The sequence below is a fragment of the Sphingobacterium sp. UBA7855 genome, from assembly GCA_002500745.1.
Lineage (GTDB): Bacteria > Bacteroidota > Bacteroidia > Sphingobacteriales > Sphingobacteriaceae > Sphingobacterium.
On record DLST01000003.1, the window covers coordinates 125,758 to 146,322 of the forward strand.

At 42.5% G+C, this 20,565-nt stretch carries 13 protein-coding genes; 3 read left to right on the forward strand and 10 right to left on the reverse strand.

The genetic code is table 11. From position 1 onward, the window contains the following. Positions 1-20: 20 nt before the first annotated feature. Positions 21-4,865 carry a DNA repair ATPase gene (locus B2107_RS03165; protein ID WP_293953041.1) on the forward strand — a complete coding sequence of 1,615 codons (4,845 nt, stop codon included), beginning with the start codon at positions 21-23 and terminating at the stop codon, positions 4,863-4,865. 310 nt (positions 4,866-5,175) lie between these two features. Here B2107_RS03165 and B2107_RS03170 read toward each other — a convergent pair whose 3' ends face one another. From B2107_RS03170 to B2107_RS03210, 9 genes are all read right to left on the reverse strand, one after another. Beyond that, positions 5,176-6,882: a bifunctional alpha/beta hydrolase/class I SAM-dependent methyltransferase gene (locus B2107_RS03170; RefSeq protein ID WP_293953043.1), complete on the reverse strand. Its 1,707-nt coding sequence runs from the start codon at positions 6,880-6,882 to the stop codon at positions 5,176-5,178. A 107-nt stretch (positions 6,883-6,989) separates the two neighbouring features. Continuing rightward, entirely contained in the window at positions 6,990-8,315 is a 1,326-nt protein-coding gene (locus tag B2107_RS03175; RefSeq protein ID WP_293953045.1) for a phosphatase PAP2 family protein, read from the reverse strand. Next, positions 8,297-9,052: an SDR family NAD(P)-dependent oxidoreductase gene (locus B2107_RS03180; RefSeq protein WP_293953047.1), complete on the reverse strand. Its 756-nt coding sequence runs from the start codon at positions 9,050-9,052 to the stop codon at positions 8,297-8,299. Before B2107_RS03180 ends, B2107_RS03175 begins: the two co-directional genes overlap by 19 nt. An 82-nt stretch (positions 9,053-9,134) precedes the next feature. Continuing rightward, positions 9,135-10,166 carry a patatin-like phospholipase family protein gene (locus B2107_RS03185; protein ID WP_293953049.1) on the reverse strand — a complete coding sequence of 344 codons (1,032 nt, stop codon included), beginning with the start codon at positions 10,164-10,166 and terminating at the stop codon, positions 9,135-9,137. Positions 10,167-10,238: 72 nt separating this feature from the next. Next, entirely contained in the window at positions 10,239-11,084 is an 846-nt protein-coding gene (locus B2107_RS03190) for a phosphatidate cytidylyltransferase (RefSeq protein WP_293953051.1), read from the reverse strand. Next, positions 11,077-11,682 (reverse strand): CDP-alcohol phosphatidyltransferase family protein, encoded by a 606-nt coding sequence (locus B2107_RS03195; RefSeq protein ID WP_293953053.1) that lies wholly within the window; start codon positions 11,680-11,682, stop codon positions 11,077-11,079. Before B2107_RS03195 ends, B2107_RS03190 begins: the two co-directional genes overlap by 8 nt. A gap of 162 nt (positions 11,683-11,844) precedes the next feature. Then, positions 11,845-13,329, reverse strand: a complete 1,485-nt coding sequence (locus tag B2107_RS03200; RefSeq protein WP_293953055.1) for a TPM domain-containing protein — start codon at positions 13,327-13,329, stop codon at positions 11,845-11,847. A gap of 51 nt (positions 13,330-13,380) precedes the next feature. Continuing rightward, complete coding sequence (locus B2107_RS03205) at positions 13,381-14,703, reverse strand: gluconate:H+ symporter (protein ID WP_293953057.1); 1,323 nt, start codon at positions 14,701-14,703, stop codon at positions 13,381-13,383. 16 nt (positions 14,704-14,719) lie between these two features. Next, positions 14,720-16,234: a gluconokinase gene (locus tag B2107_RS03210; RefSeq protein WP_293953059.1), complete on the reverse strand. Its 1,515-nt coding sequence runs from the start codon at positions 16,232-16,234 to the stop codon at positions 14,720-14,722. Between the two features lie 181 nt (positions 16,235-16,415). Between B2107_RS03210 and gndA the strand changes: the two genes are divergently transcribed. After that, positions 16,416-17,831 carry an NADP-dependent phosphogluconate dehydrogenase gene (gndA, locus tag B2107_RS03215; RefSeq protein ID WP_293953061.1) on the forward strand — a complete coding sequence of 472 codons (1,416 nt, stop codon included), beginning with the start codon at positions 16,416-16,418 and terminating at the stop codon, positions 17,829-17,831. A 121-nt stretch (positions 17,832-17,952) separates the two neighbouring features. Here gndA and B2107_RS03220 read toward each other — a convergent pair whose 3' ends face one another. Further along, positions 17,953-19,584 carry an ABC-F family ATP-binding cassette domain-containing protein gene (locus tag B2107_RS03220; RefSeq protein ID WP_293953063.1) on the reverse strand — a complete coding sequence of 544 codons (1,632 nt, stop codon included), beginning with the start codon at positions 19,582-19,584 and terminating at the stop codon, positions 17,953-17,955. Positions 19,585-19,668: 84 nt separating this feature from the next. On the opposite strand from B2107_RS03220, the gene trmD reads away from it, so the two are divergent. Beyond that, on the forward strand, positions 19,669-20,346 hold the full coding sequence (gene trmD / locus B2107_RS03225) for a tRNA (guanosine(37)-N1)-methyltransferase TrmD (protein WP_293953064.1): 678 nt from the start codon (positions 19,669-19,671) through the stop codon (positions 20,344-20,346). Positions 20,347-20,565: the final 219 nt, after the last annotated feature.

Sequence of the window (20,565 nt, forward strand, 5' to 3'; positions counted from 1 at the left end):
AGTAGAGAACTGTCCATTTTATGCCAGAAGAAAACGTAATTAATCAGAACGACAGCCTTGACCAAGGTGCATATGAGATTATCCGAAAGCGACTTCTTACACAAAAAGAAGAACTAGCGACCAAGCTCCAGCAGCTGAATGAAGCCCGTAAAGAAGTCTTCAATTCAACGAGCTTTGTGCTCAAAGCCAATCAACGGATCACCACAGAAAACAACTGTGTTGCCCGCGGCATTCTAGCCTTGGATAACCAATGTATTTTTGGGTATAACGTGCATTTTGGACTGCGTACCGAGATCAAGCTGGAAGATGTTTTCAGTGTTTACGCATTTGAGAATAATCAATTTATTCCGCAGTCCCTCGACCTGATCAACGATCAAAATTTCATCTCAGATTATCAAAATCTATATAAATACTATCGGGACTCTATATTCTCCAAATTTCGTAGGACGGAGAACTATTTGTATATGATCTTTCAGACCAGCAAAAATCCCGCTGATCTGAAAGCATTCAAATGGCTGATCAAAGATGGTCAGCTCCAATATCAGGATGACCGCAGCATCCACGAAGTCAAATTGCCCAATCAATTTGAATTTGACTGGACGAAAACCACGCTTGAAGACCGTCGGCTCGGCAAGCATCCCCATATATCCATTATGGATAAGATCTTTATCGAAGCAATCAATGGCGACATCACCTTCAAGATCGAAAACAACACAGACAGCGGCAAAGGGATCTATTCCGAAAAAGTGGTCAATGCAGACCAACAACTGGATGATGCAGATTATTACTACGCTGATCTTGGCAATCTTATCGCAGTTCGCATAAAGCCATATCAGGAAGATTTCAGAGCCTTTGTCTATAACCAACGGACTAAGGAGGTGGTCAACCTCAAATCGCTGAATGAATCCGCCATATTACTACCGGACAATCAAGGCATTATTTTTTCCAATGGATATTACTTACAAAATGGTACACACAAGGTTTTTGATGCACAGTTTGAACATGTATCGTTCCTGCGTAGGATAGCCTCCCCAAATGGTGAAGATTTTTTATATATATTCTGCCAGGAGGAAACCAATACCTATATCCTACTGTCCTATAACATCATCCAGCAGCATGTTGAGACCCCGATTATCTGCAACGGATTTACCCTGTTCAAAGATGGTAGCTTAATTTATTTCCGCACCGAAGCGGAAGCCACCAGACATCATCAGGTGCAGATCTGGGAAACACCCTATATGGCCATGCTTAAAGAAAATGAGCAGAAGAAAGATGATCCCCTTTATAAAGTAGGTAATAAACAGATCGTTCAGGCCATGGCCGAGGCCCAGGAAGTCATCCAACTGATCAACAAAGAGGACAGTTACGAAGGTTTATATGAAGATATCCTCAAAAAATCCACGGTTTTATTGGATTCCTATTTCTGGATCAAAGATGACGCTTTATCAAATCTGGGCCAGCCATTAACACAGATCAAGGAAGTCGCCAATACCGCTATAGATGAATTCGTAAAAGTACAGGCGCAACGCAAACATGCCGCAGAATTAAATATAGCAGCAGAAAAGAAAATGGAAGAACTCACCTTCTCCATCAATAGTACCGTTGTGGACAAACTCGATCAGCTCGTCCATCAATTGGCCGACTCCCGTCGTCTTCAGGGTGAGATCATCGACCTTAAAAATGTAAAATATATTGATACGGTCAGGATAGACCGTCTGTTGGAAAAATTGCAGCGCATCACCTCCGAACTGGCCGAAAAAACCATTGCTTTTCTGCTACGTGATGAAGCGCTGCTTCCATATGAACAGAAAGTAGAGCAGCAAAAGAAGAATGTAGAGGCCATAGTGAAGGTCTACGATGCCAAAGCAATTGAGGAAGCCAATTCGGCCATTTCAAGCGAACTGGAACTATTGATTGATATCCTCAATAGTCTAAAAATTGACGACTCCACGCAGACTACCAAAATCATTGAGAAGATTTCGGTTATCTTTTCCTCCTTAAATGAGGTTCGTGCACAGCTTACGCGAAAACTCAATTCATTGAAAAGTACGGAAGCGATAGCGGAGTTCTCAGCACAGCTGACGTTGTTGGAACAATCGGTTACCAACTACCTCGAACTGTCAACGACAACCGAAAAGGTAGACGAATATTACACAAAAGTCATCGTTCAGCTGGAGGAACTCGAAAGCAAGTTTTCTGAATTTGAAGATTTTGCCCTCAAAATCGCGGACAAACGTGATGAGGTTATCAAGGCTTTTAATTCTCGTAGAGAACAAATCGTTGAACAGATCAACAAGCGTACCTCCTCGCTCGAACAGATTGGTCTGCGTGTATTAAAGAACATTGAAAACAAATCCAAGACATTTTTAACGCGGGAAGAAATCCTCAGCTTTTTTGCCTCGGACCTGATGATCGACAAGATCAGACAGTTGGTACAGGAGCTAAAAACACTGCAGGATGTCTCAAAAGCAGAAAATCTCGAAAACCTATTAAAGAAATCACAGGAAGACGCTTTACGGGTTTTACGGGATAAGAATGACCTCTTTGTGGACGGTGAAAATATCATCGCGCTGGGCAAGCATAAGTTTGCGGTCAATAGTCAATCCCTCAGCCTTACCTTACTGCGCAGAAATGACGAACTGTATTTCCACCTGACTGGGACAAGTTTCTATCATAAGGTGCAGGCCGAGGAAATCAACAGTTTTCAGGATATCTGGGATCAGGAACTTGTCTCTGAAAATAAGGAAGTTTATCGTGCAGAATACCTTGCATACAAAGCTTTCGTTGCTTCAAAAGGACAACAAGATTTTGATGCCGCATTATTTATCACACAAACTGTGGAGCAAAGTTATTCGGAAGGTTATGTCAAAGGAGTGCACAATGTGGATGCATTGATGATCTATGATACGGTCAAACAGTTGGATACCAAATTGGACCTACTTCGCTATAATCCACTATTGCGTACGATGGCTCAGCTATTTTGGCAATCCCTTTCGGATAATCAACGGACAAAGCAGCTGGCACTGATACACTCGACATACACGATATTAAAAACATTTCCAAATTCGAATCGTTACCAATCTGTCATTGATGAATTGACCAAGCTATTCAATGCATGGGAGACACATTTGGATCGCTCCACCATTCACGGCCCTGAACTGGCGACTTACCTTTTTCAGACGTTTACGAGCTACAATACCTTTGTCGTCAGTGAACAGTCTGACGAACTGAAAAAGGCTTTTATTCGATTGCTTGAATCCAAGAAAAGTTACAAGCTATTTCAAGCAGATATTCAGAATGAACAATTTAGCTTGGTAGATCGCTTTTACCTGACCTTAAACTGGCTCAACTCCTTCGTTGATGAGCATCCTGAATATCATACGCTACGCAAATATATTGAGGAAGCAGCGATCTTGTTGCTTTATCCAACCCATGCGTATCACCTGATCATCGCAAAGGACCAAGCACATATCAGCGGATTAAAAGGCAATCATGCAATCCTGAACAATGGAGAGGAGCATATCCAATATCACGAATTTTTGGCACGTCTAGCGCAATTCAGTGAGTATAACGTTCCTCGTTTTGTGGCTTTCTCCACATTGAAAGAGCAGCTTGCGAAGTCCTATGCCAAAGAACTAAAGATCGGTGAGTTTGAACCCAAAGTACTGACTTCCTTTGTACGTAATAAACTGATCAACGAAGTTTACTTTCCATTGATCGGAAATAACCTCGCCAAACAGCTGGGAGCCGCAGGTGACAACAAGCGTACGGCCCGTATGGGTATGCTGCTATTGATATCGCCTCCGGGTTATGGTAAGACCACCTTGATGGAATACCTTGCCAAAACGATGGGTTTACATTTTGTAAAAATCAACGGCCCCACCATTGGTCATTCGATTACATCCATTGATCCGATTGAAGCGAAAACATCCGGAGAACGGGAAGAGCTCAAAAAGATCAATCTTGCATTTGAGATGGCTGACAATGTTATGCTGTATTTGGACGATATTCAGCACCTAAATCCCGAGTTTTTACAGAAATTTATCTCTCTGGCCGATGGTCAACGTAAGATTGATGGTATTTTTGAGGGTGAGAGCAAGACCTACGACCTCCGTGGCAAGCGCTTCTGCATTGTGATGGCCGGAAATCCGTATACCGAGAGTGGCTCTAAGTTTCAGATTCCCGACATGCTTGCCAATCGGGCCGACGTATACAATCTTGGTGATGTAATCGGTGATACCGAAGCATTATTCAACCTCAGCTTGATTGAAAATGCGGCTATTGAAAACAGTTACCTCGAGAAGATTGCAAGCAAGTCATTTAACGACTTCTATGCACTGGTTAACTATGCACAGTCTGTTATGGATCAATTGCCAAATTTAGAGGGAAACTATCTGAAACAGGATATTGACGACTTTATCGCTGTGCTACGGCATGTGCTAAAAATCAGAAATGTCGTGATCAAAGTGAATCAGAATTATATTCAGAGTGCAGCGATGCAGGATAATTACCGTACCGAACCGCCATTTAAAATGCAGGGATCGTATCGGAATATGAACAAACTTGTTGCTCAGGTAGTTCCTATGATGAATGAGCAAGAAATTGATCAGGTTCTTCTCGCACACTATGAGAGCGAATCGCAGACACTAACTGCGGACACGGAAAGTAACCTTTTGAAACTAAAAGAGCTTGCCGGACTACTGAACACTGTCGAGCAGGAACGTTGGGAAGCCATCAAAGAAATCTTTCGCAAAAACAATAAACATGGAGGACTAGCAAAAGATGATAAAGTCTTCGGTCAGCTACTAGACTTCAATGAAAATCTGGAAGGTATTATTCAGGCAATTCGGGAGTATAAGAATTAAGATTTTCTACTGCTATGCCAACTGACTTTTCTAGTCCGTTCACCTGGCATAGCAGTGTTTTTGATACGATTACTATCAACTTTTTTAAGCTTTAGCGAATTTAGGCTGATTAATGATTGTCTTTCCCTTAATTATCTACTTCACAGTTTCATCACGACCAAATAATACGACCATCTTCTGCTCGAAGGCGATCTTAGCAATTTCAAGTAAACTTTCAAGTTCAACGATATCGGGAATGTGACGTTTCATACGCAATAAATCTTCCTCAAGTCAAACGGATCGGATCTGCATTTCCGAGCAGTGGAAGCGATTATCCCGCTTTCACAGCACCAGAAGAAACAGTAAATATCCCGTAATCATCAATAAGCATCCGCTCCTTAACTACCCCGTTATAAGCCATAATCCGATCCAGTTCTTTCTGCGAACGTCGGCGCATGACCCAGTCTTTCTTCTGATGACTGTTCAGCACATAAGCGATCATTTTCAATTGTGGATGCCATGGTTGTCCGGTATACACCAGATGACTGTTTTCCTCACAAATGGAAGTCGCACCATATACCGCCCTGCTCGCCATTTCATTGTTGCCAAATAATTCGAAAATACCAGATATCACCACAATATTAGGTACAAAATCCAGTTTTTCGTAAGTCTCGGGATCAAAACAGTCGTAGTTGCTGAAACGTATTCCTTCTAGCCCATTCTTCTTGATGATTTTCTCCCCCACTGCAATATTTGACAACATAAACTCGTTGATCAGGATCTCCACTTCTGGATATTTTTCTTTGATGTCAAACAAATAATTTCCGGTACCGCCAGCAATATCCAGAATCTTCACGGGTCGGCCTGTAGACTTGATCTGCTCAATCTTCTCTTCTAATAGACTTAACAGATGCTGTTTGCGTATACGGATTCCTTTCCAACCGATCGCTTCCAAGTACCCTTTATCGATAATTTTACCTAATCCCAACCGGCCCTTTGGCTCATTGCGATAGACGTAATCCAATGAAATTCCTGAATCAAAACCAAACCGAAGCCCTAAGTTCATCCCATGACTCAATGATCCGATCTTGCCTAAAGTCCATTTCTGAAAAGCATAGTTTAGCTTCTCAGCCGCAGGCATCACCTTATGGTACAATTTCTCATATTCCTTTACCGAAAACTCGTCAGGCTCCAGCCCCTGTTCAGGCTTTTGCCTTGCGTAGGCTTTCGTAATAAAATCTTTTAAATAGGTATAGACTTTCTGTCTGTTGGATTCAAACAGGATACCATGATAAAAATTGCGCAGGGTAATAAATGTCTTTAGCTTGGAAGCGATAGACACAAAGAATTGCTTTTGCACTGAGTTTTTGACCACATAGTCCTTTTCAGCAGATAGCACAATCACAGGAATATCGATTGCGGCTGCATCGTCTACGATACGCTCACCGGCTTTCAACAGGTCAACCAATAAAGCGCCGTTAATGGATTTTGAGATTAAGGGATCAGCATCATAAGCCTGTTGTTGCTCAATGTCATGGGTCAGTACCTTCGCCTTGACATAGCTTTGGATAACGAGATCCTTTTTCAGCTTGGTTCCAAGCGCAATCATCTGGTTGGCCAGCGGTACATACAGTTTAATCTCAAAAGCAGGAGCCAATAAAGCCATACCTGCGATTGGAGGGGCAAAATCATGTACCCAAGCACTTACAATAACCCCGGCAATGCTGTTGGCGATGACAAAGACGTCGTCGGTGTCAACTGCATATTCGGTACGCATATAGGAGACAAAACAATCCAGATCGCGCACATTATCCATGAATACCGGTGATACGGGCACTTTGGTATGGCCATGTCCCCGCAAATCAAATGCAAAGATGGAATAATCGGCAAACTGCGGATCGGTAGCCATCTCCTGCAGGCGTTCTGAATGTTCATGCCCGCGGTGCAATACAACCAAAGCTTTTTGCCCCTCTTGATAATTCCACACACGATATAGCAGTTCACCCTGATCGAAACTCTTAAAATAACCTGATTTCATCTTTTTATAATTTATCCCATCTATACAATGGCGTATGTAAGTATGTAATTTCCGTATCTATTCAGCTGTTGCTACTAAAAACAAAGATCAAGCCACCATTTTTTTGATCAGGATCGAACAGCGACGATAATTTTCATCAACTGTATCGCGTGACCTCGCAGCACCATATGCCTATTGATCGACTTTACGTGATCTATAGCATTATTTAAATCTAAAGATAAAAACTCGCGCGTCATCAGAATAGCGAAAATCATACTTCTACTGTACCCCATGGTACAATGAATGATCATATTTTCATGTTCATCCAAGTTCCGGTAAGCAGATAGCATAGCGTCTATGATCTCATGGGCATAATCCACGTCGACCTCCGCAATATCCAATAAAGGAAGAGAATAATATTTTCGCATGGCACCTGAGAGTTTTACCTCCTCCAGTTCCGCTGCGAGGTCAAAAACAACCAGATCGCGACCTAGCCCCAACGCTACAAGCTCCGAATCACTCAATCTTGGCCCCACGTAACAGCGCGGAAGTAACTCGATCAGCGGCGGATTGTTTCTCTTTCTAAAAAAACGCCACATTAGCCAGTAAGCAAATTCGTAAGGAGCATAAAATACTCTCTTTATCAGCGGTATTCGCCCCAGATGATCCTTTAAAAACCTTTTATTATTGCGCTGGTAACTGTAACCTACGGCAAAGCAGACGAAGGCTATCCAAGCAACAACAATCAAGGGAAACACATATCCCTCGCAGAGGAGTGCCAGTAACGTGAATATCCACCCGATGAGGTAATAACTATTCGCTATAGCCAACCTTTGTGCCGATTGTTCGATGGCATTCGGGAAAAGGATAAAACTGAACTGAACCAGTATACAAGCTGTCAATAGGTCGATCACGTGGTGCTGATATACCGTCATTGTTCCTAAGCCCATCATCAGTATCCAGATGCCCAAGATTATTTTCTTCCATCCGTTGAACCTCCAGCGCAGCACCGACCAAAAAAGACAGGCATAGGCGACATGAAGGGAGGGCGCCTGATTGAAAGGCGAATCATATTCCGTTAAGAAAGAAAAGAAAATGGTGAACAAAGGATTTTCAACCTGCGGTCGGTCAAAAGAAAACCGCAGCGGAACAAGAAGAAAACATAGGGCCGCAATCAGGGTGATAAACGTAAATCGCTTTGCATAGCACAGAAGTTCCTTCTTTTGCCCACAGTAAAAAGGCACTAGACAAAAAAACAGTCCACTGCTCATATAAGGCAAGATCATCCATGGAATGAACGGAATATGTTGTTCAAAGTCGAATATAAAGGAAGGTACCGCAGCTAAATTGGATGCGTAGGCAGCTGTAAAGGGATAGGTAAGTTGAAAAAGTAGCAGGCAATAGATGGCAACGAGGAGCTGCCTTCCTATTTTATTTAATCGTTTTTCATCCATTTGGCTTTCCTAAACATGATTTTACTTAATAATACATGGGGGATAAGGCCTAAAAATCCCATCAGCCATTTCATACGCTTAGGAAAAATAACGATTTCTTTCTTTTGCTGTATCGCTTTTAAGATGCGCTGCGTGGCATCATCTACACTGATCAAAAAGGGCTTTTTGGAGAGATCCTGCTGATTAAGCTGACGGAGTTTGCATGTATCCACATACCCGGGTGCGATGACTGTCACTGCAATCCCAAACGGAAGCAACGCCCTCCGATAAGCATCAGCCAATTGGATTGCTGCTCGCTTTGTTTTACTGTACAAACTTGAATTCGGAAAGTCTAAAGTTCCCGAGACAGATGCTATTGTTGCAATTTGTCCCTTTGATTGTCTACACATGACTTCGCGGGCGACTTCAAAACAATTCAGGGTACCCAACATATTGACTCGGAGCATAGCACTTGCCTCCTCATAGCTGATGCGCTGTGCTACATCATCAGCATAGCTTCCCGTACAATTGATAAAAAGATCCAATGTTTCATGGTGACAGAAAGAATCAACGGCAGCAGCCAAAGCATCCCGATCACATACATCCACTTTAAACTTGACCAGCGCATCATATGCTGGCTGATTAGTCAGCCTTGAAAGGTCCCGGCCACATACGGCAACTTCCGCCACTTGCTGGAGGTAGCTTTTTGCCAATGCTAGACCTATTCCACTTGTTCCTCCCGCGATAAATACCTTCATATTAAAAGAATGATCAAATCATATACAATTTCCATCTCTTCCGAACCTCTCCCGAATTCCACGTATTCCAATCCATCGTGTCTCAGCCCAGCTGCAGTTTCATCGTCTTGCTATATCCATAATTCCACTGAGCTTCCATAGCAGCCGCAAATTCATCCAGACTGGTCGGCAGTGACAATGTTATTTCAAATCTACGCCAATCTATACCTTTTCTGCAATAGTTTCCTACCAGTTGTTGCGCAGCATCCCTTGTATCAATCCATCGGATATCCCGAAATTGCTGATTAATATCTCGTAGGCGTTGATTCCCACTGAAGCCCAATACAGCTCTGACCAATCCTTCTTCCTGCAATTTATATAACTGCTTCCGTTCACCGATCACTTCCGTCGCCAAAGACTGCGCCAGCTCCACAGGCACCAGATCAATGGCTCCGCCGGCATAATATTCCCCATTCCGCTCTATTGGCTTAATATAAAACATATCGGACATCGAAATACGAACAGCCTCTAACAATGTTACCGATGAATTGATCACTGTCGTTGGAGCAACAGCACTTTGTGCATAATTTTCACCTTGAAGTTGAATACGATCCAGATTTACGTTCGACAGGGCAGTTGCATTCCCCATCAGGACTTTCTGATAGAGCTTACGTTCGCCACGTCTCTCCCCAACTTCCGAACGGTCAAAAAGCATTCTCGAACCAATAATAATTGAGGGTATTTCCTGTGAAAACGGGCGGTTCAAAGTCGGTAATAAAGGGGAAAGATCATGTTCCATTTTGACCAGATAACGATCAAAGACATCTTCCAAATAAGGAGCAGATCGTTTATCCCATTGCTTTTTTAACACATATAAACCAAGTTTGCCCAGATGACGCTGCTCTGTAAGCCGATGTCCACAGAAGAAGCGGTAAAACTCTTCGGACTGGAGATAGGATTTCCGGTCTGCATCCCTTGCAAAAGCCTGAATAATCGCAGCGGCCAATGATCCACCGCAGGTAGCTATCAGTAAGTCCGGCTTTAATCCTAGTTCGTCCAACGCCGCATACATTCCCAGGTACAAGCCAAAACGAGTACCACCACCTGAAAATAAAACTGTCCGTTGATACTTCATTTTACGATATATTAGATGTATGTGTATCCTTTTACAAAGTCAAGACCTATAATTCCAATTTTTTATTCACCATTACAAATTCATCATTTCTATCAAACAAATCAAACCATAGAAAACAGGCGCATTAAAAAGCAGGCTATCTATCCTATCCAACAATCCACCATGTCCGGGGATTAATGTTCCCGTATCCTTGACTCCCGTCCTACGTTTCAAAAAGGAAAAAAGTACATCACCAAAAAATCCTAAAACACCCAAGAGTAGACCCAACAAAGAAAAGCCAATAAAATCTCCAAATGGTAATAACAAATAGCCCAAGATATTACTCAAAATTATCGTCAGTCCGATACCACCGAGACATCCGGCAACCGTTTTATTTGGGCTGATGCGCGGAACGATCTTTCGTTTACCAAAGAATTTGCCCATGAGGTATTGGAATACATCATTCAGTTCCGTTAAAACGATGATAAAGGCCACCAGCCGCAATCCCATCCACTCATTCTGATGAATTTCTACTGCCCGAATAAAAGCCAGGTGGCTGAATGCAAGTAAGCAAGCAGCCGCTCCAATTGTCATTCCGATAGCAGCACCCATCGCTGTTTTCTGTCCCAACCGGAAAAACAGCCCGATCCCGATGCACAATAGTGTCGCCCACAATAGGTAGCCACTGTATGAACAGTACAATAACAGGATCAGCTGCAATAGGCCTGTTACAACCGCAAAGACCAATACAAGATTAAAATGTGGCACAAACATCTTCATAAATTCGCGCATGCCCTGAAATGTCAGCCAGGAAACAAACAGCAAAGATGTTGTTTGGGAAACGAAAGCTATCGCCAATACAAGCACGATATAGCCCCAGCTTCTTACGCGGGCAGGTACATCAGCAAACTTGTCCTTCGGATTGGATAACTCACTCATGGACTACCAATGCCTTTCTCAATCGCGTTATCGAACTCAAGACCAATAACAAACACAGCACAGCAAAAATATAGACCGAAATAGTCGTTATTGAGATCTGCAACAAGTTCAAAATACCATATAACCCCAACAGCAGTGCGCGGTCACTTTTCCCCATGGGCCCATCATAACGACGGTCATTGGCGACCACTTTTCCAATTAGACCACAGAATTCATTGATCACGCTCAGTATAATAAAGCATACAACCAAGTATAAACTCTCGGGATGAAATTTCAGCAAGGGGAAAAAGATCAGGACATCGGAGAAAATATCGCCCACCTCGTTCAGAACTTCACCTGTTTTACTTGTCTGATTGAAAAGACGGGCCATCATACCGTCCAATGCATTCAACGCCATCCGTAACAATAATCCGACTGGCAATGCCAAAAAGAAAATTGGGAAACGATCGGCATACCAAAACAGCAGCGCTATAAGTATAGACAGTGCGATCGACCCGATTGTAATTTGATTTGCGGTCACCTTTTTTCGATGCAAATAGTTCAAAATCGGCATCAACAACTGCTGAAATTTTGGTTTTAATTTATAAACAGAAATCATAGTGTACGAGCTATAGCTCTCTTTTTTATTTTTTTTAAAAAAAATTTGCATAGTGTAATAAATACACTATATTTGTGTCATCATAATTTAGGTTTATAATTGGTTATTTAAGGTTTTCATTCTCCCCGTTTGAAAACCTTTTTTTTGTCCTTAAATTATGGACTACCATCGTCCGCCTGCTCCACCTCCGCCAGAAGATCCACCTCCAAAACTACCGCCACCACTGCTACTACTAGATCCGCCGCCAGAACTGCTCGATGTAGACCTCACCTTGACAGGAATTGAATGCTCCCCATGGGATACACGATGTCCACAATTCTTACATAGGTCAAAACGTTCTTCTAGCCCTTGTGAACTATATGTTGCGGCGCGGATCGTTTTGGTAAGCCCCGTTTCGAAGGTTCTATAATGGCATGCAGGACAATCGACAAAGGCAGCATTTTCATCCCAAGGAACCAGCTTGATTTCATTGCTTGTCTGGTTGATCCAAATCTCGTAAGATCGACTGCCAATTTTCTCTTCCAAAAGCTGGCCAGGATCCAGATATGCGCTTTCTCTGGTAGATGCATCATCCTTATTCATCCGTAACCAACGTCCTGAATTATCAGGCGGGGCCAGCCGCAGTTCATTTTTCCGAATCCGTTTATTTAATCCAATAAGATCAAATAAGGCCAATGGACTAAGCAATAATGGTACAAGCCCCCAAACACGAAATTTACGTAATGCCCACTGAATATTCTCCTCATCGCGATAGGAGTTAACAATCTGTGTGCGACTAGCATTATATTTCATCGCCAAAGTAATGCTGCCAAATACAAATATAAAATAGGGTAAATTTTTCCACTGATAAACCACCTCAAAATTTTTTAAGGCAAAGGCACAGATAAACACACTGATAAACATGAGTATTCCCATACAGCCACATCCGCTTACCAAAGGTGGAAAATATTTACTTTTTTTGGTCAGCTGCCCCTTTATCGCTCTGGTCACCTCACCCAGCCAGATATAACATATTGCAAACAAGCCCAAGACCAGAAAAGAGTTGCGCAGGATAGGACTTCTAAAGCTCCAAACAGGTATCGCTTCTGGCATTAAGCGCTCCAATTCAGCCCTGCTGTCTGCGGCCGTCAGTATTGTTTTTATAAAACCCGAAGCTTCTAAAACACCGCGGTCATAATCTTCATTTCGAAAGTTGGGTACGAGATACTTTTCTCCTATACGTTTAAGATAAGCATCTGGCAAGATGCTCTCCATACCATATCCAGTAATAAAGCGGTATTCATGCCGCTCTTTTGCAATAAATAACAAAAGCCCATTGTTACTTTCCTTCTTACCGATACCCCAGGTATTGAATAATTTTAACGCAAATTCGAAATCACTGTCGCCAACATAATCATTCACAACAACGATGGCAAATTCACTTTTTGTGGTAGCCTCGATCTCCTTAGACAAACCATCTAACTCAGACACCGCCCCCGAAGATAGAATCCCATCGGGATTGGACACAAAATAATCCTGCCCCTTTATTTTTGGATTGGGCAAATTGTCTACCGTATAAGCAGTAGATTGTGCAAAGGATGTTAGTCCCGTTAGGAAAGTTCCCAACAACACCAAAAAAAAGACGGAAAATCGATGTAACTTCAGCATAATTTTAGCACAGCAAAATTCGGTTCATTTTTACGATTTTAAGAAAAAAAGTCAATGGCCAAGCCAATGTAAAACCAAGACACCGATCAATCCAACAACAGACACGAGCGTTTCCATCACAGTCCATGAGCGAAACGTATCCTTCATGCTCACGCCAAAATAAGATTTAAACATCCAAAACCCCGGATCATTGACGTGGGAGAACATGAGACTACCCGCTCCCGTCGCTAGCACCATTAATTCAGGAGTAACATTTCCTGCCTGTACAATGGGAAGCATAATACCCGCAGCCGTTAGCCCAGCAACACTTGCTGAACCGATAACCAGACGAATGACACCGGCTATTAACCATGCAAGCACAAGAGGCGACAAGATAAGGTCGGCAGTTATGTCAGCGATGTAATTCGCTACACCACTATCTACCAAAATTTGCTTGAAGGCGCCTGATGCTGCAATAATAAAAAGGATCATCATGATCCCGCGGATTGCTTCTTCCACACTTGCTGACTGCTCCCGCAAACTTTTACCTTGACGAATACCCATCGTATACATCGCCACTAAAGCTGCAATCATTAAAGCAACAACCGGGTCGCCCACGAAACGTAGCGCCGCCAGCCAAGAGGAGTCTTTTGGGAATAGTAGATGTGCAAATGAACCTAAAGCAATTAAAACTATTGGAAAAAGACCCGTGAATATACTAATTGCAAATCCGGGAAGCTCTTTTCGATCTGCCTCATTGTCTTCAGGAAAAAACTCGGTCGGTGGGTTGGTCGGAATATGCTTAAGCATCCTGCCAAAGAGTGGCCCACCGATAATGATGGCAGGAATTGCTACAACAATGCCATAAGCCATTGTTAAACCTATATCCGCATTGTAAGTAACCGCTATGGCTGTAGCTCCCGGATGTGGTGGCAAATAACCGTGCGTCACGGAAAGCGCTGCGAGCAGCGGAATAGCCACATAAAGTAAGGGCATTTTATTGGAAGCACATACCATGAAAACAAACGGAACCAAGACAATAAAACCGACATTGTAAAATAAGGGAATTCCTACTAAAAAGCCCGTGAGAACCATTGCCCACGGTAAGTTCTTTCGCCCAAATACAGCCGTTAGTACCGTTGTAATCTTTTCTGCAGCACCACCCTCCGCCATCAACTTCCCGAGTAAAGACCCGAAAGCCAACAAAAGTGCCAACTGGCCCATGGTACTGCTCACTCCGGTTTCAACAGATTTAAGGATATCGACGGCACTCATATTCATAGCAAAACCGACCGCAACAGAAGTTATCAGTAATGAAAAGATTGTGTTTAACCTAACGACAGTAACTAAGAGAAGTAATAAAGCTACTCCCAAAATAACGATGATTAGCGGCATAATAATTTATATCTAGTTAAAACTCGCCTTCCAATACATGGTACAGGCGTTCAAATTTCTGGAAGTTTTTCATATATACAGCGTGATTCTCCTCACGCGGTTTATAATAGTGCTCGGTATCTTGCTCTGCTTCCGCTTGATTCTTTTTTATAGTAGGATGATCACCCCCCAGTATACCCAAGGCTTCCAAGCCGATCAATGCTGCGCCCCATGCAGAGCTTTCTACCGTATTTTTGGTGTATACAGGTTTATTGAAAATGTCTGCAAGCATCTGTACCAACAGTGATGAACGCGCTAATCCGCCGCTTGCGAAGATCGTATGAATTGGACCGGTGTTGTCCTCTAATGCAACTCCTACACTGTAAATTGCAAATAACATCCCTTCCATCATGGCACGGGCAAAGTGCGCTCTGCCATGATGCAACTGTATTCCAAAATAAACGCCCTTTGCATTGGAATTCCAATGTGGGGCGCGTTCACCAGTGAGATAGGGTAAAAATATCAAACCCTCTGCCCCGGGAACGACGGAGTTGATTAAAGCATCTAACGACGCGGAAGGATCTCCATCTGCTTCCATTTGAATAAATTCGCGTAAAAAGTTGTCTCGAAACCAATTGCGCAATACTCCGCCATTGTTGACCGCGCCACCGATTATATATTCATTTGGTCTCAGTAGGTATGTAAATAGCCTTTGCTTTTTTTCTCGATTTGCCTGCGAACTCGCTACGCGAATAGCTCCACTCGTACCAATAGTTACCGAAGCCACTCCAGGACGTATAGCTCCTACACCGAGATTAGCCAGACAACCATCACTACCACCTATCACAAAAGGGGTATCTTCAGGGATGTGCATCAAGGCCGCAATTTCTCGGTTAGGCACATTTAAAATATAATCGACCGGAACTGGAGATGCTAATTGCTCTTCCGATATACCGGCCAACCTTAACGCCTGATCAGACCATATTAGTTCATGTATGTCGAAAAGCCCTGTTGCAGATGCAATGGAATGATCGACCACATAGACGCCAAAGAGCCTGTAAAAAAGAAATTCTTTAATACCAATAAACTTATACGACTGAGCAAATAATTTTTGATCGTTGGACTTCATCCACATTAATTTGCAAAGCAACGACATGGGATGTATTGGTGTACCCGTTTGTTGATAAAGCAGCCTACCAGTCTCACTTGCCTCCAAGGTTACCGCAATATCCTCGCTTCTGCGATCTGCCCATATTATGCAATTGCTAAGTGGCTTTCCAGCTGAGTCAACAGCAATCAGCCCGTGCATAGCACTGCTCACCGCAATGCATACGGGTTTCGGTATCTCAGCAATAGATTGTTTTAGGCCAATCATGACATCTCTAATAGAATCAATACATGCGCCATAAACAATCTCTGGATCTTGCTCATACCAGCCTTCCGACGGATTTAAGATGGGATAAGGTATACTATGCTGCGACAAGATGTTACCCGCATAGTCAAATGCAACAGCTTTCGCAGATGATGTACCAATGTCTAATCCAATAATCATAAATAAAATTGATGTTTAGGAGAGTTCAATATACGGATTATCCGGTGGTTTACAACAAAAGACTTAAAACCAGCAGGGTAATTTAAAGAGAGAATAGTACCTCTTAACGATCTGATGATAATTGTCTTTCATAGTATCAACAAAAATGGTAAATTTCAACTTACAAAAACGATATTAAACGATGAGTATAAATAAAAAGAATAACTACGATTTTGGAATAGTTGGACTGGGCGTAATGGGACGTAATTTATTGCTGAACATGGCCGACAACGGTTTCGCGGTAGCAGGGTTAGATCTCGATTCACAAAAAGCGAAGTCATTGGAAGCTGAAGCAAGTGAAGGACATCGCATCAAAGTGACGACTCAAGTCGAAGAGTTTATAGGAGCTTTGCAACAACCCAGAGCAATTATGCTGTTGGTGCCGGCCGGAAAGCCGGTTGATATGGCGATTGCCAGTCTTGTTCCGCTTTTGGATAAAGGAGATATCATCATTGACGGCGGAAACACGTACTTCGCAGATACGGACAGAAGATTTAATGAACTTTCCGTTATGGGTATACATTTCTTCGGAATGGGCATCTCGGGAGGAGAAAGTGGCGCTCGTCGTGGTCCAAGCTTGATGCCCGGTGGCGACAGAAAAGCCTACGAAAGACTAAGGCCAATATTCGAGGCGGTTTCGGCCAAGGTAGCCGACGAACCCTGTGTGGAATTTTTAGGCAACGGGTCGGCCGGAAATTATGTAAAGATGGTACATAACGGTATCGAATATGGTATCATGCAGTTAATAGCAGAGACCTATGACCTGATGAAAAGATTATATGGTTTTGACACCCAAACCATACAGCAGACTTTCGAAGAATGGAATAAGGGCGATTTAAACTCGTTCTTGCTTGAAATTACCGCTCAGATTCTGAAGAAAAAAGAGGGTGACCAGTATTTGGTAGACCTGATTTCAGATTGGGCAAGATCGAAGGGAACAGGTAAATGGACTTCGCAAAATGCAATGGATTTACAGGTGCCAGTGCCGGTGATCGATGCGGCGGTCAATATGCGCGATATGTCCAAATACAAACCCGAACGTGTGGAGGCGGCAAAACTATTTAAATGGGATGGACAGCCTGTTGATCTGCCCGCCCAAACGCTTATTGCCCGCTTAAAAGATGCAGTGTATTTTGTGATCATCACGACCTATGCGCAAGGTTTGGCGCAGCTTACTGTTGCATCGGAAAGCTATAGTTATGAGCTAGATTTACAGGTGGTAACCAAAATTTGGCGCGGCGGCTGTATCATTCGTGCGTCTTTGCTAGAAGATTTTAGAAAAGCCTATGCGACTAATCCAGGCTTGCGCAATATCCTACTCGATAGCACCATTGCCCAGAAGCTACTGAGCACGCAGGCCAGCGTTCGTGAGGTATTGAAAGATGCTATCACAAACGGGATACCCGTATCCGGATACGTAAACGCACTCGCTTATTTTGATGCCTACCGATCGGAGAAATTACCTACAAATCTGATACAAGCACAACGAGACTATTTTGGTGCACATACCTATGAACGTATTGATCAGGAAGGTATCTTTCACACACTTTGGGATTAAAGGAAAATGCTTAAAGATTCCATTGGATCTTCAGTTGAAACGCAAAAAAGCGGCTCTTTTTATAAAAGCCGCTTTTTAAAACTGTACTCCCTATCGGTTTTATATGCCGTTTATCTAGAGGCTAACGTTCGATATCTTTTAAGCTGCTCATTTTCTTGTATTCCAAGAAACCTTTGATATCCTCGAAATGCTCACGCACACGCTTGTTTCCAAATTCAAAAACTTTCTCGGCTAAGCCATCCAAAAAGTCACGGTCGTGCGAAACAAGGATCAAAGTACCATCAAAATCTTTTAAAGCATCTTTGATAATGTCCTTGGTCTTCATATCTAAATGGTTGGTCGGCTCATCGAGAATCAAGACATTGACCGGTTCCAACAATAATTTTATCATCGCCAGACGCGTTCTCTCCCCTCCAGATAATACTTTCACCTTTTTAGTTGTATCATCGCCGCTAAACATGAAGGCTCCTAAAAGATCTTTCATTTTAACACGCACTTCACCCACAGCAATTTGATCAATGGTATCAAAAACAGTCATTTCACCATCAAGTAAGGCTGCCTGATTCTGTGCGAAATAGCCAATTTTTGCATTGTGCCCAACTTTTAACGTACCTTCGAAATCGATTTCCCCCATAATTGCTTTGATCATGGTCGATTTACCTTCACCGTTCTTTCCGACAAAAGCGACCTTTTCACCACGTTCGATGACCATATTTGCTTTTTGAAAGACGACATGATCGCCATAAGCTTTCGTCAGATCTTCCACAATAACCGGATATTGGCCTGAGCGTGGAGATGGCGGAAATTTAAGACGCAACGCCGAGGTATCCACCTCATCGATCTCAATAATCTCCAATTTTTCCAGCATTTTCACCCGCGACTGTACTTGCAAAGTCTTTGAATACGTACCCCTAAAACGGTCTATAAACTCCTGGTTGTCTGCAATAAAACGTTGCTGTTCTTCATACGCTTTTAGCTGATGCTGACGACGCTCCTGACGTAATTCCAGATAATGACTGTACTTGGCACGATAGTCATAAATTCGTCCCATCGTCACCTCAATGGTTCGATTCGTAATATTATCAACAAATGCTCTATCGTGCGAGATCACAATAACGGCTTTCGCCGAATTTAACAAGAAATCCTCAAGCCATTGAATACTCTCAATATCCATGTGATTCGTAGGCTCATCCAATAAGATCAAATCTGGCTTTTTTAGTAATATTTTAGCCAACTCGATGCGCATACGCCAGCCACCAGAAAATTCAGATGTTTGTCTAGTAAAATCCGTGCGCTCAAAACCAAGACCCTTCAATACCTTCTCGACCTCCGCGTCATAGTTGACTTCCTCAATCGAATAGAACTTTTCACTTAATTCGGAAACACGTTCGATCAATTGCATATAATCATCAGATTCATAATCCGTACGAATATTCAACTGCTCATTCAGGTTTTCCAACTCATCACGCATACCATAGACTTCTTCGAACGCCTTTGATGTTTCCTCAAAAACAGTCACGTTATCCTCTGTTAGCAAATGTTGTGGTAAATAGGCTATAATGGCATCTTTCGGACCAGCAACATTACCTGTCGTAGGTTTACCCACTCCAGCAATAATTTTCAACAAGGTGGACTTACCAGCACCATTTTTGCCCATCAATGCGATCTTGTCATTCTCATTGATGGAGAAAGATACATCTGAAAAAAGAGTTGTTCCCCCAAAGGAAACAGAAATATTATTTACGTCAATCACTGTATATACACTTAATTTTGGCACAAAGATAAGCGAATCAATCTTATAAATAGACAATGGTGCATTTTTGTGTATCTTTGCGCCATGCGTTTTGATATTATTACGGTCTTACCAGACCTGCTGGAAAGTCCATTTGCACACTCCATTTTGCAACGAGCAAAAAACAAAGGTTTGGCTGAAATACATGTTCACAACTTAAGAGACTATTCAACCAATAAACACAAAAGTGTCGATGATTATCCCTACGGCGGCGGATCCGGTATGGTTCTCCAAATCGAGCCTTTTGCAAAGTGTATTGAGCAATTGCAATCCGAGCGGGTGTACGATGAGATCATCTATATGACTCCAGACGGTGAAACATTCAATCAGGATATTGCGAACGGACTATCTACAAAAGGAAATATGATGATTCTTTGTGGACATTATAAGGGCATTGATCAACGTATCCGTGATATTTATGTAACAAAAGAGATTTCAGTCGGTGACTATGTGCTATCTGGCGGAGAACTTCCAGCCGCAATTGTTACAGACGCTATTATCAGATTGATTCCTGGCGTATTATCAGACGAAACTTCCGCTCTTTCCGATTCATTTCAGGACGGATTGCTCGACGCACCAATCTATACACGCCCTGCAGAGTGGAAAGGCCATAAAGTACCAGCTATTCTACTTAGTGGTCACGAAGCAAAAATTGCGGCCTGGAAGGATGAACAACAGTTAAAAAGGACACAAGAAAGACGTCCTGATTTATTAAATGATTAAGAAATAAGGGGAATTTTTGTTTTTTTGTCACAAAAAGTTTGCTTATTTATTTTTTTTTATAAATTTGTGTAATAATGACACGAAGATATACAAATACAAATTGGTGGTGGCCTGGAGCAATAAGCATCGGGAATCAATTGGTATTGTTATAATATTTCATAATCAACCAAAACCATTTATGGAAATTCCAACCCCGATGCTAACCAGTATCGGGGTTTT

Excerpts from the sequence above, each read along its gene's own strand:
- B2107_RS03200 (WP_293953055.1), bottom strand. The coding sequence starts at position 13,329 with ATGCTGAAGTTACATCGATTTTCCGTCTTTTTTTTGGTGTTGTTGGGA.
- gndA (WP_293953061.1), top strand. The coding sequence starts at position 16,416 with ATGAGTATAAATAAAAAGAATAACTACGATTTTGGAATAGTTGGACTG.
- B2107_RS03180 (WP_293953047.1), bottom strand. The coding sequence starts at position 9,052 with ATGAAGGTATTTATCGCGGGAGGAACAAGTGGAATAGGTCTAGCATTG.
- B2107_RS03190 (WP_293953051.1), bottom strand. The coding sequence starts at position 11,084 with ATGAGTGAGTTATCCAATCCGAAGGACAAGTTTGCTGATGTACCTGCC.
- B2107_RS03165 (WP_293953041.1), top strand. The coding sequence starts at position 21 with ATGCCAGAAGAAAACGTAATTAATCAGAACGACAGCCTTGACCAAGGT.
- B2107_RS03205 (WP_293953057.1), bottom strand. The coding sequence starts at position 14,703 with ATGCCGCTAATCATCGTTATTTTGGGAGTAGCTTTATTACTTCTCTTA.
- B2107_RS03210 (WP_293953059.1), bottom strand. The coding sequence starts at position 16,234 with ATGATTATTGGATTAGACATTGGTACATCATCTGCGAAAGCTGTTGCA.
- B2107_RS03185 (WP_293953049.1), bottom strand. The coding sequence starts at position 10,166 with ATGAAGTATCAACGGACAGTTTTATTTTCAGGTGGTGGTACTCGTTTT.
- B2107_RS03175 (WP_293953045.1), bottom strand. The coding sequence starts at position 8,315 with ATGGATGAAAAACGATTAAATAAAATAGGAAGGCAGCTCCTCGTTGCC.
- trmD (WP_293953064.1), top strand. The coding sequence starts at position 19,669 with ATGCGTTTTGATATTATTACGGTCTTACCAGACCTGCTGGAAAGTCCA.
- B2107_RS03170 (WP_293953043.1), bottom strand. The coding sequence starts at position 6,882 with ATGAAATCAGGTTATTTTAAGAGTTTCGATCAGGGTGAACTGCTATAT.
- B2107_RS03195 (WP_293953053.1), bottom strand. The coding sequence starts at position 11,682 with ATGATTTCTGTTTATAAATTAAAACCAAAATTTCAGCAGTTGTTGATG.